Here is a 16,304-nt window from a genome sequence, read left to right as displayed (position 1 = left end):
GCTAGCCTATGGCTTCTGCCATCAGGCCAGGCGCCGCCCCGTCGATCTCGCCGCCGAACAGGCGCTCGACATCCTCGCGTGACGCGAGCGACGTCCCCGGCGCCGTGAGTGCGGCTGCGCCGGCGGCGATGCCGAGGCGAACGGACTGCTCCAGCGGCCAGCCGCGCGAGAGGGCAAGCGTCACGGCCGCCAGCATCGAGTCGCCCGCGCCGACGGTGCTGCGCATCGACACCGGGATCGCGGGAAAGCGCGTGGCGCTCCCAGCGGTCGCCAGCAGGGCGCCGCGCGCGCCCAGCGAGACGAGAATCGCGCGCGCGAACCCGCGATCGATCAGGCTTCGGGCCGCCGCTTCCTCCTCGGCTTCGTTCGGCAGGCTCCTCGCGACAAGCGCTTCGAGCTCGCTGAGGCTGGGCTTGAGCAGAAGCGCGTCGAGCGAAGCGCATCGGGCGAGCGCAGGCCCCGAGCTATCGAGCAGCAGCTCGATGTCCAGCGAGCGGCAGAGTCCGCCGAGCATCAACAGGAAGGTTTCGGGCGTACCCGGCGGCAGGCTGCCGCTCGCGACCAGCCAGCGCGGGCGCGGCTGAAGCTCCGCCAGCAGCTCGAGGCAGCGTGCCTGCTCGCCTTGGGAGAGCTCTGGTCCCGGCAGCACGAACCGGTACTGGCGACCGCTGGTCTGCTCGTCGACAGTGAAGCTCTCGCGGGTTGTCCCGGCGATCGCCACGGTGCGGACGGGCACGCCGGCGCGCTCGAGCAGCCCGGTGATCCGCGCGCCCGACGCGCCGCCCGACGGATAGAGTGCCACGGCCGATCCGCCGAGCGCATGGATCGCCCTGGCAACGTTGATGCCGCCGCCGCCCGGATCCTCGCGGGGCCCGGCGCATCGCAGCTTGTGGCCGGGTTTGATGGTCGCGGTCGAAGTCGTCACGTCGAGCGCCGGATTCATGGTCAGTGTCGCGATTGCCGACATGTCAGCCTCTCGCCTTCTCGGCGTCGGCGACGATCTTCAGCGTCGGGACGAAGCTGTCGGGATTGAGCGAGATCGAATCGATCCCGTGCTCGACGAGGAAGCGCGCAAAATCGGGATAGTTGCTCGGCGCCTGGCCGCAGATTCCTACAGGGATATGGGCAGCCTGCGCCCGGCCCAGCAGGTCAGCGATCAGCATCGTCACGGCGGGATCGCGCTCGTCGAACAAAGGCGCCAGCAATGCCGAATCGCGATCGACTCCGAGCACGAGCTGGGTCAGGTCGTTCGATCCGATCGAGAAGCCGTCGAACAGCCGGGCGAATTCCTCGGCGCGAACCACGTTTGAGGGAATCTCGCACATCATATAGAGCCGGAGCCCGGCCTGACCGCGCGCCAGCCCGTTCGCGGCCATCGCTTCGAGCACGCGGTCCGCCTCCTCGGGCGTGCGGCAGAAGGGGACCATCACCACGACATTGTCGAGGCCGATCACCTCGCGCACCCGCTTAAGGGCGCGGCACTCGAGCGCGAACCCCTCGCGATAGCGTTCATGATAATAGCGCGACGCCCCGCGAAAGCCGAGCATCGGGTTTTCCTCGCCCGGTTCGAAGCCGGCGCCGCCGAGGAGCGAGGCATATTCGTTGGTCTTGAAGTCGCTCAACCGGACGATCGCGGGATGCGGCCAGCATGCCGCGGCGATCCGGGCGATCCCCAGCGCCAGGGTCGAGACGAAATAGTCGGCCGGATCGGCGAAGCCGCGGGTCAGCCGGGCGATCTCACGGGCGTCGCGCGGCTCTGTCACCGCCTCGGGATGGACCAGCGCCATCGGATGGATGCGCACGAGATTGGAGATGATGAACTCCATCCGTGCCAGGCCGACACCCTTCGCCGGGAGCCGCCACCATTGAAAGGCCGCGTCGGGGTCGGCGAGATTGATCATCAGCCGGGTGCGGGTCTCGGGCAACGCGTCGAGTGCGACCGCCTCGGAAGCGAAGGGCAGCGCGCCTTCGAGCACGCGGCCGACGCCCCCCGATGCACAGTCGAGCGTCACTTGCGCGCCTTCGGCCAGCCGCCGGCTCGCGTCGCCGGTGCCGACCACGGCGGGGACGCCGAGCTCGCGGCTGACGATCGCGGCGTGGCTGGTCGGACCGCCATGGTCGGTGACGATGCCGGCGGCGCGGCGCATCACCGGCACCCAGTCCGGATCGGTCATCTCCGTCACCAGGATCGCGCCGTCGCGGAACCGCTCGATATCGGCGGCGTCGCGGATGCGGCACACCTCTCCGGTGGCGATCGCCTGACCCACCGCGGCACCGGTCGCGAGCACTTCGCCCTTGCCTTCGAGGCGCCAGCTCCTGAGTTTGGCCCCGCCGCGCATCGACTGCACGGTTTCGGGCCGTGCCTGGACGAGGAAGAGCTCGCCCGTAACGCCGTCCTTGGCCCATTCGAGATCCATCGGCCGGCCGTAATGCGTCTCGACTGCCACGGCCCAGCGCGCGAGCTCGAGCACTTCGGCGTCGCCGAGTACGAACGTGTCGCGCACGGCGCTGCGGGTCCGCACGATCTCGGTTCCGCCGCCCGCCTTGCGATAGCGCATGCGGCACGCCTTGGCGCCAAGGGTGCGCGCGATGATCGGCTGCTTCGCGTGGTCGTCGAGCAGCGGCTTGAAGACGAGATACTGGTCGGGATCGACGCGACCCTGCACGACCATCTCGCCAAGACCCCAGGCGGCGCTCACCGTCACCACGTGCGGAAAGCCGGTCTCGGGATCGAGCGTGAACATGACGCCGGAGCCGGCAAGGTCCGAGCGCACCATCTGCTGCACCCCGATCGACAGCGCGACGGCGCGGTGGTCGAACCCCTTGGCCTCGCGATAGACGATCGCGCGGTCAGTGAAGAGCGAGGCATAGCAGCGCCGGCAGGCCGCGAGCAGCGCGTCCTCGCCCGCGACGTTCAGGAACGTCTCCTGCTGGCCGGCGAAGCTCGCGTCAGGCAAATCCTCGGCGGTCGCGCTCGATCGCACCGCCACAGCGAGCGTCTTCCGGCCGCTTTGCGCGCAGAGCGCGCGGTAGCCGCGTCGGATCGCATTGCTGACCGCGTCGGGCAGCACTGCATTCTCGATCGAAGCCCGGATGGTGCTTCCGGCTTCGCGAAGCGAGAGCGAACCCGCGCGCCAGGCAAGCATTGCTGCGTCGATTGCGGCGTCGAGTCCCGCCTCCGCGATCGTTGCCCGGTAGGCCGCCGCTGTCACCGCGAAGCCACCGGGCACGCGGACACCAGCTGGCCGCAGCCGCTGGATCATCTCGCCGAGCGACGCATTCTTGCCGCCCACCCGCGCGATGTCGCCGATGCCGACATCCTCGAAGTTGAGCAGCAGGGGTTCTGCGTCCGCGGACGCAGTGGACGATCGGGCCTCGTGGTCCGGGCGGACGAGAAGATCATGGTCGGTCATGCGGGACAGCATCGCGCTCGCTGCCGCGAACGCGATACGGGATTGTCCCAAGCGCCACGCTGTCCGGATAATCCCGTATCCTGACAGGCGCGCGTTGCCGGTAGTCTCGCTCCCGATCCATTCATGGGAGGCCAGGATGCGGGCAGTTCGACGCGACGCCATGGACAATGCGGTGCCGCTGGAGGCGCCGGCGCGCATCGCGCTGCTCGGCAATGCGCTGCCGCGCCTGTGCGGGCTCGCGACCTTCACCAGCCATGTCCAGGACGCGCTGGTGTCGCGCTTCCCCGGCATCGTCGTCGACCATTATGCGATGGTCGACCCGGGTCGCAGCTATCGCTTCCCGCAATCCGTCACCGGCACGATCGATCAGGAGGAGCCGGCCAGCTATCGCGCCGCCGCGCGCCAGATCGTGGCGAGCGGGGCCGAGCTCCTCTGGGTCCAGCACGAGTTCGGAATCTATGGCGGCCCGGCGGGCGCCTGGCTGCTCGAACTGCTGGATGCGGTCGACTTGCCCGTCGTGGCCTCGCTGCATACCGTGCTCGAAGCGCCGAACGACGACCAGCGTCGCGTGATGGCGGCGCTAACCCGTCGAGTTGCCCGCTTCATCGTCATGGCCGAGCGCGCGCGAGCGACGCTTCGGCATATCTATGGCGTGGCGTCCGAGCGGATCACGGTCATCCCGCACGGCGTTCCCGCCCGGCGATACGAGGAGCCGGCGGCGGCGCGTGCGCGGCTCGGGCTGGAGCGGCGGCCGACGATCCTCACCTTCGGGCTGCTCTCGCCCGGAAAGGGGCTCGAGGCGATGATCGCGGCGATGCCGACGATTCTCGAACAGGCGCCCGATGCGCTCTACCGCATCGTCGGCGCGACCCACCCGCACCTCGTCGCCCATGAGGGGGAAGCCTATCGCGAACGGCTCCAGGCGCTCGCGGCCGGGCTCGGCGTCGAGGCGCATTTGCGTTGGGATGCGCACTTTCTCGACGAAGCCGCGCTGCTCGACTGCATCGCCGCGGCCGATGTCTATGTGACCCCCTATGGCAATCCGGCGCAGATCACCTCGGGCACGTTGTCCTACGCGTTCGGGCTCGGCAAGCCGATCGTCTCGACTCCCTATGTCCATGCCGCCGAACTGCTCACGGACGGCCGCGGGCGTCTGGTCGGGTTCGGCGATGTTGGCGGACTGGCGCATGCGGTGGGCGAGCTGCTTGCCAATGAGGATGCGCGCCGCGCGCTTGCCCACCGCACCTCGCGCGAGGGTCAGGCGATGACTTGGCGGCATATGGTCGAGCGCTGCGTCGCATCGTTCGAGCCGCTGCTTTCCCGCGTCGAAGCCGTGCCGACGGCTTCGGATCCGGCCGAAGCGCTCGCGGCCTAGGCGTGACCGAGTGGCCGCGCCGGGCGAATCCTCCGCCGCGCGGCGGGACGTGTACCGCGTCGAGCAGCTGACCAAGGTCTATGGCAGCGGCGACAATGCGGTCCATGCGTTGCGCGGCGTGGATTTCACGGTCGCCGAGGGCGCGATGCTCGTGCTGCTCGGTCCCTCGGGGTCGGGCAAGTCGACCTTGCTCAACATCCTGGGCGGGCTCGATCATGCCAGCGCCGGCCATGCCTGGTTCCATGATCGCGACCTCACCACCTTCGGCGACGACGCGCTCACCGAATATCGCCGGCGCAGCATCGGCTTCGTGTTCCAGTTCTACAATCTGGTCGCCTCGCTCACGGCGCGCGAGAATGTCGCACTGATCACCGAGATCGCCCAAGCGCCGATGGACCCCGCAGAGGCGCTGGCGCTGGTCGGGCTCGAGTCGCGGCTGGACCATTTTCCGGCCGAGCTTTCGGGCGGCGAGCAGCAGCGCGTCGCGATTGCGCGTGCGATCGCCAAGCGGCCGCAGGTGCTGCTCTGCGACGAGCCGACCGGTGCGCTCGACAGCGAGACCGGCACCCTGGTCCTCGCGGCGCTCGATCAGGTCAATCGCGAGCTCGGCACGACCACCTTCATCATCACCCATAATGCCGTGATCGCGGACATCGCCGACGAAGTTCTGATGTTCGGCGACGGGCGCATCACCGGGCGGCGGCACAATGCGGTGCGCAAGGCGCCCGGGGGGCTCAGCTGGTGAGATCGCGGTCGACCATGACGGTCAAGCTGCTGCGCGACCTCTGGCGCTTGCGTGGCCAGGCGGTCGCGATCGCGCTGGTGATCGCCGCAGGCGTCGCGACCATGGTGATGGCGGTCGGCCTGATCGACTCGCTGAGTGCCACCCGCGCGGCCTATTATGACCGCTACCGCTTCGCCGACATCTTCGCGCCGCTCGTGCGTGCGCCCGAGCCGGTAATGGCGGCGGTGCGGCGGATTCCCGGCGTCGGCTCGGCGGACAGCCGGATCACCGCACGCGCGACGCTGCAGGTGGAAACGGTGGCGGAGCCGGTGTCGGCGCGGGTGCATTCGCTGCCAGGAGCGAACGGCGACGCGCTCAACCGGCTCGTGCTGCGGCAAGGCCGGCTTCCCGATCCTCGCCACGCAGACGAGGTGGTGGCCAATGAGGCGTTCGTCGAGGCAGCGGGTCTGGCGCCCGGCGCCCGCATCGGGGCGGTGCTCTATGGCAAGCAGGTGAATCTGCGGATCGTCGGCACCGTGCTCTCGCCCGAATATGTCTATGCGATCGGGCCGGGCTCGATCTTCCCGGACAATCGCCGCTCGGCGGTGTTGTGGATGGGCCGCGCACCGCTCGCCGCCGCGCTCGACATGACCAATGCGTTCAACGACGTGCTGGTGCGTACTGCCCCGGGCGCCAATACTGTCGAGGTCGAACGGCGGATCGACCTGGTGTTGCAGCCCTATGGCGGCGTCGGCGCCTATCCGCGCGCGCTCCAGGTCTCGGACCGGTTCGTCTCCGACGAAATCGCGCAGCTCTCCACGATGGCGCGGCTGATGCCGCCGGTATTCCTGCTGGTCGCGGCGTTCCTGCTCAACATCGTGCTGGCGAGGCTCGTCGATACCGAACGCGAGGTGATCGGGCTGCTCAAGGCCTTTGGCTTCCCGGCGCGCGCCATCCTGTTCCATTACGTCCAGCTCGCGACCCTGCTGTCGCTGCTTGGGCTGGCGCTCGGAATCGCGCTTGGCATATGGCTGGGCCATGGCATGGCCGGCCTTTATCAGCGCTTCTTCATCTTCCCGTTCCTGACCTTCCGCACCAATCCGGGCGTCTATCTCATCGCCGCGGCCGGGACGCTCGTGCCCGTGGTGCTCGGCGCTGCCACGGCCGTGTGGCATTCGGCCCGCCTGACGCCGGCTGCGGCGATGCGCCCCGAGGCGCCCGCCGATTACTCGGGCCGGTTGGTCGCGCTTCTATCGGGTGCGCTTGGGCGCGACGAGCCGAGCAGGATCATCATGCGGGGGCTGCTTCGCCGCCCGCTGCGCTCGGCGCTCACCATCGTCGGCCTGGCGGCTGCGCTGATGCTCTATGTGGCCTCGCAAAGCCCGATGGGCAGCGTCGACCGGATGATCCATCTCGGCTTCGACGTCGCGGACCGGTCCGACCTGGTGGTGGCCTTCGCCGAGCCGCGGGACGCGCGTGCGCTGCATGAGCTGCGGCGGATCCCCGGCGTGCTCGCGGCCCAGCCCTTCCGCGGCGTCGGCGCACGGCTGAGGGCAGGCAGTCGCGAGGTGCGCGAGGGCCTGTCGGGCAACGCCGCCGGCGCAACGCTGCAGCGCTCGGTCGATCTTACAGGCGTCACGGTCGATCCGCCGCCGCGCGGCGTGATCCTGACCGGACGCATGGCGCGCGATCTCGGCGTCGGCATCGGCGACCGGGTCGAAGCCGAGGTGACCGAGGGACGACGGCCGGTCCTGACGCTGCCGGTGGCGGCCGTGATCGACAGCCCGTTCGGGAGCGCCGCCGCGCTCGAGCGGCACACGCTCAACCGCCTCCTCTATGAGGGCGATACGCTCTCGGGAGCTTTTCTGACCGTGGACCCGGCCGCGCTGCCGCGCATCTACGAGCGGCTCGAGGCGAGCCCGATGGTGGCCGGTGTCACGGTGCGCAAGGCGACGCTGGTTGCGATGCAGGAGATCATCCAGGGCAATTTCGCGATCCAGACCTGGTTCTACACCGCGCTTGCGGTGCTGGTGGTCATCGGCGTCGTCTACAACAGCGCCCGGATCAGCCTTTCGGAGCGCGCGCGCGATCTTGCCTCGCTCCGGGTGCTCGGTTTCCGTCGCGCCGAGGTGGCCTTCGTGCTGCTGGGCGAGCAGGCCGTGCTGCTGCTCCTGTCGCTCCCGCTCGGCATCTGGGCCGGGTACGAGCTCTGGCACTATCTGATTGGCCAGTTCAACACCGAGCGGCTGACTATTCCTTTCTATGTGGATCCGCGCGTGCCGGCGCAGGGGGTGCTCGTCATCGCGGCGGCCGCAGCGGTGACCGCATTGCTCATCCGCCGCAGGGTCGACCGGCTCGACCTTGTACGCGCGCTCAAGACGCGGGAGTGACCATGACACGCAGGATCATCACCGGCCCAAGGCTGATCGCCGCGCTCGTACTGGCGGTGCTCGCCGGCGCGCTCGTCGTGCGAATGCGCGCGCCGGCGGTCGAGGTCGAGCTCGCCCAAGTGACGCGCGGGCCCATGACGGTGACGATCGACGATCTCGCCGAGACCCGCGTCCACGATCTCTACACGCTGTCGGCACCAGTCACCGGCGAGCTGCTGCGCGTCCCCTTGAAACCCGGCGCTCCGGCGATCGCGGGCGAGACGGTGCTGGCGCGTCTCAGGCCGATTGCGCCCGGGCCGCTCGACGCACGGAACCTCGCGCAAGCCGAGGCGACGGTTCGCGCCGCCACCGCACAGGCGGCTGCAGCAGGCGCGCAGGTCGAGGCGGCCGCGGCTGCGGGAACCCTTGCCGAGCGTCAACTCGCGCGAGTCGCGACGCTGCGCGATCGCGGCTTCGTCGCGCACGCCGCGCTCGACGAAGCGCGTGCCGCGCGCGACCGTGCCCGCGCCGCCCACGCCGCTGCGAGGAGCGCCGCAGCTGCCGCGCGCCAGCAGCTCGAAGCGGCACGTGCCGCTTTGATCCTTCCCGCCAGCCAAGCGCTCGGCCGCGGCATAGTCGATGTCCGCGCTCCGGTATCGGGCGCGGTGCTCACCGTGCCGCAGGAAAGCATGCGGGTGGTCGCCGCGGGCACGCCGCTCGTCACCATCGGCGATCCGGCGAAGATTGAGCTGGTGACTGATCTGCTCTCCGAGGACGCGGTCCAGGTGCGCGAGGGGGCAGCGGTGTCGATCAAGGACTGGGGCGGTCCCCGTCCGCTTGCAGGAAAGGTCCGGCTGGTCGAACCCTATGGCTTCCTCAAGATCTCCGCGCTCGGGGTGGAGGAGCAGCGCGTCAATGTCGTCATCGACCTGGCGGAGCCGCGAGCAGCCTGGGCCCGCCTCGGCCATGGATTTCGCGCGACGGTCAGGATCGCCACCTGGAGCACGCCGGATGCCATGCGGCTGCCGATCGGCGCGCTGTTCCGTGGTACCGCCGGCTGGAGCGTGTTCCGCGAGAAGGGCGACGGCAGGGCGGAGATCGTGCCGGTCAGGATCGGGCACATGAACGACGACTGGGCCGAGCTGCTCGGCGGGCTTGGCAAGGGCGACAAGGTCATCCTCCATCCGGGCAAGGACGTGGTCGAGGGGGTGCGGGTCCGTGCGCGGCGCTAGGGCTGCGACAGCGCGATCACGAACACCCAGAAATCCCGCGCGAGCGCGAGGACAAGGCGAACCAGTACCCAACCGAGAAGGACGACCAGCGCCCAGGTGGCCACGGCTTCCACATGGCGCTTCCGACCGCGCTCAGTCGACGGGACCGGGTTGCGGCGAGGCATGTTTCCCTCCCTGGCGAGGCGTCAGGCGCCTCCATGGGCGGAGCTTCGTCCGGAAGCCATGCGTATGCACTACGGAAGGTTACGCACGTTCAGCCCTGCGCGATCGCCTGTTCTGCTGCGGCGAGCGCGTGGCGGCGCGCGGCATCGCTCGGCAAGGCACGCAGCCGTTCCTCGAGCGAGCTCGCGAAGGCGGCGTAGCGATTGCGCCAGTCATCGGAAGCCAGCAGCGTCTCGGCATCCGCGCGCGGTTTGCCCGCGCGCTGTGCCGGCCTTCCGGGCTCGAGGCGGAAGTGCTCGCCGAGCCGGGGGACAATGGGATGCGGCAGGCCGGGGAGCAGGGCGGCGTCGGCGGCGAGGCACTCAAGCGCAGGCTCCTCGCCGTGATCGAGGAACACCGTCCCCGTACAGCCCCTCGGGCACCCAGGAAGCGGAGCAGCGCGGCATGGTCGGCATGCGCCGAATAGGCGTCGATCGTAGCGATCTCGGCGCAGACGCGGATGTCGCTGCCCGAGATCCGCACCGTCTGTGCGCCCGACTTGAGCACGGTACCGAGTGTTCCCCGCGCCTGATAGCCGACGAACAGGACGGTGGATTCCGCCCGTGGCAGGTTGCGGACGAGGTGATGGCGGATACGCCCGCCGGTGCACATGCCCGAACCGGCGAGAATCACCGCTCCGGGGATGCGGTACAGCGCCTGGGACTGGGCCATACCCGTGGTGAAGCGTACGTTCGGGTGATCGAACAGCCGCGGTGCGCCGGGACTCGCGCAGCGGCGATAGGCGCGGGTGATCCGGTCGGCGAGGGGCGAATCGATCACCACGGGCACCGGCTCGAGGCGCCCGGTGTTGAACAGCGCAACCAGGTCCTCGAGCAGGATCTGGGTACGCTCCAGCGCGAAGGCGGGGATAAGGAGGTTGCCGCCGCGGCGCAACGCCCGCTCGACGATTCCGGCGAGCTCCTCGCGGCGTGCCTCGGGCGTGGGCACGACGCGGTCACGGTCGCCATAGGTCGCCTCGCATACGATATGGTCGAACGGGCCTGCGGCATCAGCTAGCATGCCGGGATCGCCGGCGGCCTGGCCGATATCACCCGAAAAGAAGAGGCGCTTGCCCTCGGCGCAAAGCTCGAGAGAGGCGGAGCCGAGAATATGCCGGGGGTCGTGAAAGCGGATTTCTACACCCGGCACGATCTCTGCCCATTTGCGATATCCCAGGCCTCGCGTCCGTTCGACCACGTGCCGGACGTCCTCGCGGTCATAAAGCGGCTCGAAGCGCGGAAAGCCCGCCCGGTCGGGGCGGTCATTGCGGCGCGCGGCGTCCTGTGCCTGGATCTGGGCGGCATCGTCGAGGAGCGGCTTGAGCAACTGGCGGGTCGGCGGCGTGCACCAGATCGGGCCGGCATAGCCTTCGCGCGTCAGCAAGGGCAGCCGTCCGGAATGGTCGAGATGCGTGTGGATCAGGATCACCGCGTCGAGCGCCCCTGCGTCGAAGGGGAGCTCCTCATGGTTGAGCGCCTCGAGCGAGCGCGAGCCCTGGAACAGGCCGCAGTCGATGAGCAGGCGGCGCCCGGACGTCCGGAGCTCCATGCAGGATCCGGTGACCGTGCCTGCGGCACCATGAAAGATCAGATCCAGCGGCACGGGCATCATCCTCGAGCAATTGTTTGTCCCGGAAAGCCTTGCCGAGCGGCGCGCGCACCTGAATCCGTACTAGCCCTATGCCGCCATCGGCTCAGGGCACAAGATCGCGGAGGCGCTTGAGCAGCGGCCGCTGGCTTGGAAGGATCGCCGCTTCCGCCTCGTGCAGGAAAGCCAGCGCGCGGCGTCGATCTCGGGGAAAAGGTGCATCCGGCGGCTGCGGGGCGGCCATTCGAGCTCGAACAGATTGCTGCGAACCGTTGCAGGATCGAGATCGCCGGCAAGCGCACATGCATGGACCTGCTTGCCTCCGGCTTGCCGAATGGTGCCGAGCGAGAGGAGGCTGCCCGCGAGCGGCACGCCGAGTTCTTCCTCCGCTTCGCGACGCGCTGCCACCTCGGGTGTCTCGTCCGGCTCGATCAAACCCTTGGGGATCTGCCAAGCGCCTTGGCCCTTGTTGCGCCAGAAAGGTCCGCCAGGGTGCACGAGCAGCACGTCGAGACCCTGCTCCCCTTGCCGGTACAGCAGCACGCCGGCGCTTTGCTCCACCATCGTTCGACCCTTTCGCGCCGTGGGCCGATCATCCTCGATTTCGCCCCCGCGCTGCAAGCCGCCCTAATGCGGGCCTTTACGCAGTGCTCCGATAGTGCCGCGGCGCCAATCTGGTCCCTCGGGATCCCTGCCCGGAGCTTCGGGGCGGCGGTGGAGGCGCCGGGTCGGCAGGGGCGATCGACAGCCGGCTGCTCTCGGCGCGCCTGATCGGGGGGGCGGTCATGCCGGGGCCGACCGCGCTCGGGGTCTTGGCCGCGGTGCTGTCCTTAGGGGGATGCGGACGAGGGAGTGCTGAGAGCCACGATGTTGGTCTCGCTTGTGGGGACGATCCTGGATCTGGTGCTGGCGAACCGGTCCTTCTCGGCCTCGCTCGCGACTGCGCTGCTCAGGCCGAATCGCGCCTTTGCCGCAGTCGTGCTGATCGCAGCGGCAATGCTCGCGCTCGCCGAGGTCTCGCCGGCGGGCGGATTTGCCCGGATTCGAGGCACTCGACTGGCGCCACAGGCTGGTCGCGCTCGGCACGGCGACGCTCGTGCTCCTGATCCCTGAAGCAGCAAAATCCAGCTGGCGTCGCGGACTGGCCGAACGAGGCGGCATTCCCGCTGCTGCGCAGGCTGACCGAGGGATGGGGCAGGTGCGCTGCCCACGGGCACCTGCGGACGCGCATCACCGATCCGGAAAGAACCGTATTCCGCGCAGGGGAGGCAGCAGCGATCCTGCTACGACCACATGCACAAAGGAGGCTCACATGGCTCTTCCTCCCGACACCGATTCCTCTCGCCCGGATCAAGTGCGTGACCGGCGTGCCATAAACGGCGTCTGGATGCTGGTCGCCGCCGTCCTGATGTTCGTCGCGCTCGCGTTCGCCCGAAGCCTCGGCTGAGGATCTCGCCGGTGCGGCGCGAACCGACCATGCAGGCAGGAACGAAAGGGTGAAGCCCGGCGACATCCTGCTGCGGCCGCAGCCGTCGCGTGTTGTCCTGCGCCCCTTCGTTCCGGCGGAAAATGGCGGCATGCCTCATGACGGGCGCGCGCGGGTCGAGCGCATCCTGGAGCGCGTGCTCGGCCTGACCGAGCAGGATCTCGAGCAGGAGCTGGCCCGGGTGCTGACGAGTCTTGCCGACCGGCACCGCAACGTAAAATGCGTGCTGCAGCGGCGCTTCTACGACATTGTCGAGCCGCACGCGCGTGGCCGGTCGGTCAGCGGCGACCAGATGCTGCTCGCGGGTGCCTATTTCACCGAGGAATATTCCTTCGAAGCCGCAGCGCTGTTCAATCCCGGCATCGTCCTGCACCCGGATCAGGAAGGCGTGCCCGCGGAGTCCGTCAGGATCGTCCTGTCGCTCCGCGGTGTCGGCGAGGGGCATATCTCGTCGATCATCTTCCGCACCGGGGTCTTCGGGGCGGACGGCCAGCTCACGCTCGATCTGCCGAGCCGCTGGGCGACCTCGCCGCAGATCGAGACCATCCCCGGCGGTGCGCCCGACGATCCCGGCGTGCGGCTATTCTATGGCGGACACGACGATCTGTCGGAACTCGTGCTGTTTCCGGTGACCTATCGTCAGCGTCACGGCATCGAGGATCTGCGGCTGGTTCGTTTCGTCGAGGACGACGGTCACGTGACCTATCTAGGCACCTACACTGCGTTCAGCGGCGAGGCGGTCCGCCAGGAACTGTTGCGAACCCGCGATTTCGTGAGCTTCGACCTCAACGCGCTTACGGGCAAGCTCAGCGCGACCAAGGGCATGGCGCTGTTTCCGCGGCGAATCGATGGCCGCTACGCCATGCTCGGGCGACACGACCATGAGAATATCTGGCTGCTAAGATCCAACGAGCTGTACCAGTGGGAGAACGGCGACGTGATAGCCTCGCCGCGCTGGCCCTGGGAGTTCATCCAGCTGGGCATCTGCAGCCCACCGATCGAGATCGACGAGGGCTGGCTGTTCATCTTGCACGGCGTCGGCCCGATCCGCAGCTATTGCCTGGGCGCCTGTCTGCTCGACAAGAAGAACCCGGCAAATGTGATTGCGCGTTCGATCGAGCCGATCGTCCGGCCCTCGCCCGAGACGCGCGACGGCTATGTGCCGAATGTTGTCTATAGCTGCGGAGCGCTAGCGCTCGGACGCACCCTGCTTCTTCCACACGGTATAGCCGACAGCTTCACCGGCTTCGCAAGCTTCTCGATCGACGAGCTGCTCGCCACCATGCGCTGAGCCATGCGATGCAGGCGCGAGCCGGTGACCGGGACGAGACGGCTCCTTGCCCGCTGGAAACGACGCTCTGACGAAGGCTGTGCGACTTAGGAAGTTCAGAGGTCAAGCGAGCGATTGTCCCGACGGCGTTGGCGATAACAGTCGTGCTCTCATCCGCTAGGTAACATTCCCAATGGGGGGTGCCGCTCCTCCGAACTAGCCTCAAATAGATCGCACGGGTCAGGGCCGCGTGACGAGCGTCCGGGGGGCTCCGGTGAGTGCCTCATCCGGTCAGCAGCGCGACCTTTTTGCTGTTCGGGTGGACTCCCCGGGGCGGGTGCGCGTCCGGGCCGGGCTCGTGCGGTCACCCGGAAAGGCGGTAACGATGGCCATGGAAGACGTGACGTGCGTACCCGATGACGCCAACTGCGCCGGGCAGGCCGCGCTGCCGGTCGGCGAAGCCCGCGATGCGGTCGACGTCGCCGGATTCCTGGCAAGCGGCCGCGCGTTCGGGCCCGAGGGCCCGGTTTGCCGTATCGATACCCATGCGGCATCGATATTCCTGACCGGCAGGCGGGCTTGGAAGGTTAAGCGCCCGGTCGCGCTTGGCTATCTCGATTTCACGACGGTGGAGCAGCGTCGGGTAGCCCTCGAATCCGAGTTGCGTCTAAACCGGCGCACGGCGCCCGACCTCTATCTGGCATTGCACCCGATCACCCGGACCTCGGACGGGATGCTCAGCATTGGGGGGGAGGGCGAAATTGTCGACTGGGTGCTGGAGATGCGACGCTTCCCGGACGGCGCGCTGCTCGCCGAGCAAGTGGAGCTGGGACCGCTTGCGCCGGGGCTGCTTGCCGCGCTGGTGGACCGGATTCACGCATTTCATGCGGCCGCCGAGATCGTCGACGGGGAACCGGCTTCGGCGAGGCTGCGGCATGTCATCGTCGGCAATGCGGACCGGTTCGCCGCCTATGCGGCGCATCTCGATCTACATGCCGCTGCCGAGGTCCTCGCCATGCAGCGCGACCGGCTCGATCTGCTGGCACCTCTGCTTGACCGACGCGGAAGACATGGCCGTGTCCGACATTGTCACGGCGATCTGCATCTCGCCAATATCGCGATGATCGAGGGTGCGCCAGTGCCGTTCGATTGCATCGAATTCGATCCCGAGCTGGCCTGTATCGATGTGCTCTACGATCTGGCGTTCCTGATCATGGACCTGTGGCATCGGGATCACCATGATGCCGCCAACCAGGTGTTCAATCGCTATCTCGATCTCTCTGCCGAGGATGAGGCGGGCGCGCCTTTGATGCCGCTGTTCCTCTCGGTGCGCGCGGCAGTGCGTGCCCATGTCTGCGCCGAACGCGCATCGCGGACCGGCACACGCGACGATACGGCGCTTGCCCATGACTATCTGCGTCTCGCCGGTGAATTGCTCACGCCGGTCGCACCGCGGCTGGTCGCGATCGGCGGCCGGTCGGGAACGGGAAAGTCGACGCTCGCGCTGGCGCTGGCGCCCGCGATCGGCGCGCCGCCGGGCGCGCGTATTCTGCGCACCGATGTGCTCCGCAAACGGCGCGCGGGCGTTCCGCCGGAGGCGCGGCTTCCGCGGAACCATTACACCCCGCAGTCGTCCCGCGAGGTCTATGCGGACCTCGCGGCTACCTGCGAGACTGCGCTTCGCGGCGGCGCGTCGGTGATTGCCGATGCCGCCTTCCTTATGCTGGAGGAGCGGCGGGGCATCGAGGAGGCGGCCGCCGGCCGCCGTGTCACGTTCACCGGCCTCTGGCTGGAGGCGGGAGAAGCGGTCCGCTGCGCCCGCGTCGCGGCGCGCGAGCGTGATGCCTCGGATGCGGACACGGCTATCGTCCGATTGCAGACCCGTCGCTCCTGCGGCCCGCTCGAGCGCTGGCACAGGCTGCGGGCGAGCGGGCCCCCCGAGCAGGTACGCGCTTCTGCCGAGCGCCTGCTCAAGCCCGATGCAGGCTGTCGGGGCTGACTTCTCGTCAAGCTTGCGCCGACTGCCGCTGATTTCCAATCTCAAGGCACGACGATGACCGGGACGGGCGCAAGCGACACCAGCTTCTGGGAGACGCTTCCGAGCAACAGTCCCGTGAGACGCCCGCGTCCGCGTCGCCCGAGGATCAGCATTTCCGCATCACGCGCGGAATCGAGGATGGTCTCGGCAGGATCCCCCCATGCGGCGATGCGCTGGACGCGGGTAGCGCCGTTCTTGCGGGCGACGGCTTCGGCGTCGTCGAGGAGCGCGGCGGCGTCTGCGTCGAGCGCTGCTCCGAGATCGCCTTCGGCATGCGCGAGTCGTCGAGCCTCCGCAGGCCCGAGACCAGATCCGACGGTCAGCAGCCGAAGCTCGGCACCGATGGCTTTGGCGAGCGTCGCGGCGAGGGCGACCGCACGGGCGGCGGGGCCCGACCCGTCGGTCGCGACCAGAATATGCTTCGGGGGCATCGACAGCACTCCTTGGTGGAAGGAGCACAAGGGCTACGCCCGCCGCGTAGTCGTCACGATCCGGTAATCTCCCATGCGCCGTGGCCGCAGCCTGCCCGACTCCCCAGCTGCTCCGGAACCGCGATCCACGCGCCCCTCGCCGCGGCTTCGGTGCGGAGATTCCCGGATAAGCGCCTGT

General features: G+C 68.7%; 14 protein-coding genes. 8 read left to right on the top strand and 6 right to left on the bottom strand.

Annotation, left to right across the window (positions count from 1 at the left end; all coding sequences use genetic code 11):
* Position 1: 1 nt before the first annotated feature.
* Positions 2-967, bottom strand: coding sequence for a 1-phosphofructokinase family hexose kinase (locus tag BR78_RS0102345; RefSeq protein ID WP_037565889.1), 966 nt, complete (start codon positions 965-967; stop codon positions 2-4).
* Position 968: 1 nt separating this feature from the next.
* A complete protein-coding gene (ppsA, locus tag BR78_RS0102340) occupies positions 969-3,413 on the bottom strand; it encodes a phosphoenolpyruvate synthase (protein ID WP_081855573.1) in 2,445 nt (814 codons plus the stop codon).
* Between the two features lie 136 nt (positions 3,414-3,549).
* On the opposite strand from ppsA, the gene BR78_RS21520 reads away from it, so the two are divergent.
* Genes BR78_RS21520 through BR78_RS0102320 form a run of 4 tightly spaced genes read left to right on the top strand, consistent with a single transcriptional unit; the run spans position 3,550 to position 9,113 of the window.
* Positions 3,550-4,788 (top strand): glycosyltransferase family 4 protein, encoded by a 1,239-nt coding sequence (locus tag BR78_RS21520; protein ID WP_197021251.1) that lies wholly within the window; start codon positions 3,550-3,552, stop codon positions 4,786-4,788.
* Between the two features lie 10 nt (positions 4,789-4,798).
* A complete protein-coding gene (locus BR78_RS0102330) occupies positions 4,799-5,533 on the top strand; it encodes an ABC transporter ATP-binding protein (protein WP_037565887.1) in 735 nt (244 codons plus the stop codon).
* Positions 5,534-5,547: 14 nt separating this feature from the next.
* Entirely contained in the window at positions 5,548-7,902 is a 2,355-nt protein-coding gene (locus BR78_RS0102325) for an ABC transporter permease (protein ID WP_029934580.1), read from the top strand.
* Between the two features lie 2 nt (positions 7,903-7,904).
* Complete coding sequence (locus BR78_RS0102320; RefSeq protein WP_029934578.1) at positions 7,905-9,113, top strand: efflux RND transporter periplasmic adaptor subunit; 1,209 nt, start codon at positions 7,905-7,907, stop codon at positions 9,111-9,113.
* Here the strand turns inward: BR78_RS0102320 and BR78_RS21515 are convergent.
* From BR78_RS21515 to BR78_RS20295, 3 genes are all read right to left on the bottom strand, one after another.
* Complete coding sequence (locus BR78_RS21515) at positions 9,110-9,277, bottom strand: hypothetical protein (protein WP_156022184.1); 168 nt, start codon at positions 9,275-9,277, stop codon at positions 9,110-9,112. The two genes, BR78_RS0102320 and BR78_RS21515, sit on opposite strands and share 4 nt — an antisense overlap.
* Positions 9,278-9,356: 79 nt before the next feature.
* Positions 9,357-10,922, bottom strand: coding sequence for an MBL fold metallo-hydrolase (locus BR78_RS20300; RefSeq protein WP_197021250.1), 1,566 nt, complete (start codon positions 10,920-10,922; stop codon positions 9,357-9,359).
* A gap of 69 nt (positions 10,923-10,991) precedes the next feature.
* On the bottom strand, positions 10,992-11,522 hold the full coding sequence (locus BR78_RS20295) for an NUDIX domain-containing protein (protein WP_231478081.1): 531 nt from the start codon (positions 11,520-11,522) through the stop codon (positions 10,992-10,994).
* Between the two features lie 246 nt (positions 11,523-11,768).
* Between BR78_RS20295 and BR78_RS0102300 the strand changes: the two genes are divergently transcribed.
* The 4 genes from BR78_RS0102300 (at position 11,769) to BR78_RS0102285 (ending at position 15,656) form a co-directional block, all read left to right on the top strand.
* Positions 11,769-12,014, top strand: a complete 246-nt coding sequence (locus tag BR78_RS0102300) for a hypothetical protein (RefSeq protein WP_029934576.1) — start codon at positions 11,769-11,771, stop codon at positions 12,012-12,014.
* A gap of 199 nt (positions 12,015-12,213) precedes the next feature.
* Positions 12,214-12,348, top strand: coding sequence for a hypothetical protein (locus BR78_RS22290; RefSeq protein ID WP_269320196.1), 135 nt, complete (start codon positions 12,214-12,216; stop codon positions 12,346-12,348).
* Positions 12,349-12,397: 49 nt separating this feature from the next.
* Positions 12,398-13,678 (top strand): glycoside hydrolase family 130 protein, encoded by a 1,281-nt coding sequence (locus BR78_RS0102290; protein WP_051683155.1) that lies wholly within the window; start codon positions 12,398-12,400, stop codon positions 13,676-13,678.
* Between the two features lie 253 nt (positions 13,679-13,931).
* Positions 13,932-15,656 carry a bifunctional aminoglycoside phosphotransferase/ATP-binding protein gene (locus BR78_RS0102285; protein WP_231478080.1) on the top strand — a complete coding sequence of 575 codons (1,725 nt, stop codon included), beginning with the start codon at positions 13,932-13,934 and terminating at the stop codon, positions 15,654-15,656.
* A 41-nt stretch (positions 15,657-15,697) separates the two neighbouring features.
* Here the strand turns inward: BR78_RS0102285 and BR78_RS0102280 are convergent, their stop codons facing one another.
* Entirely contained in the window at positions 15,698-16,126 is a 429-nt protein-coding gene (locus tag BR78_RS0102280; protein WP_029934572.1) for a universal stress protein, read from the bottom strand.
* Positions 16,127-16,304 lie beyond the last annotated feature (178 nt).

Source organism: Sphingomonas sp. UNC305MFCol5.2 (assembly GCF_000712135.1).
Classification (GTDB): domain Bacteria; phylum Pseudomonadota; class Alphaproteobacteria; order Sphingomonadales; family Sphingomonadaceae; genus Sphingomonas.
Note: the sequence above shows the minus strand (reverse complement) of the source record. Positions and strands in the feature narration are given on the sequence as shown.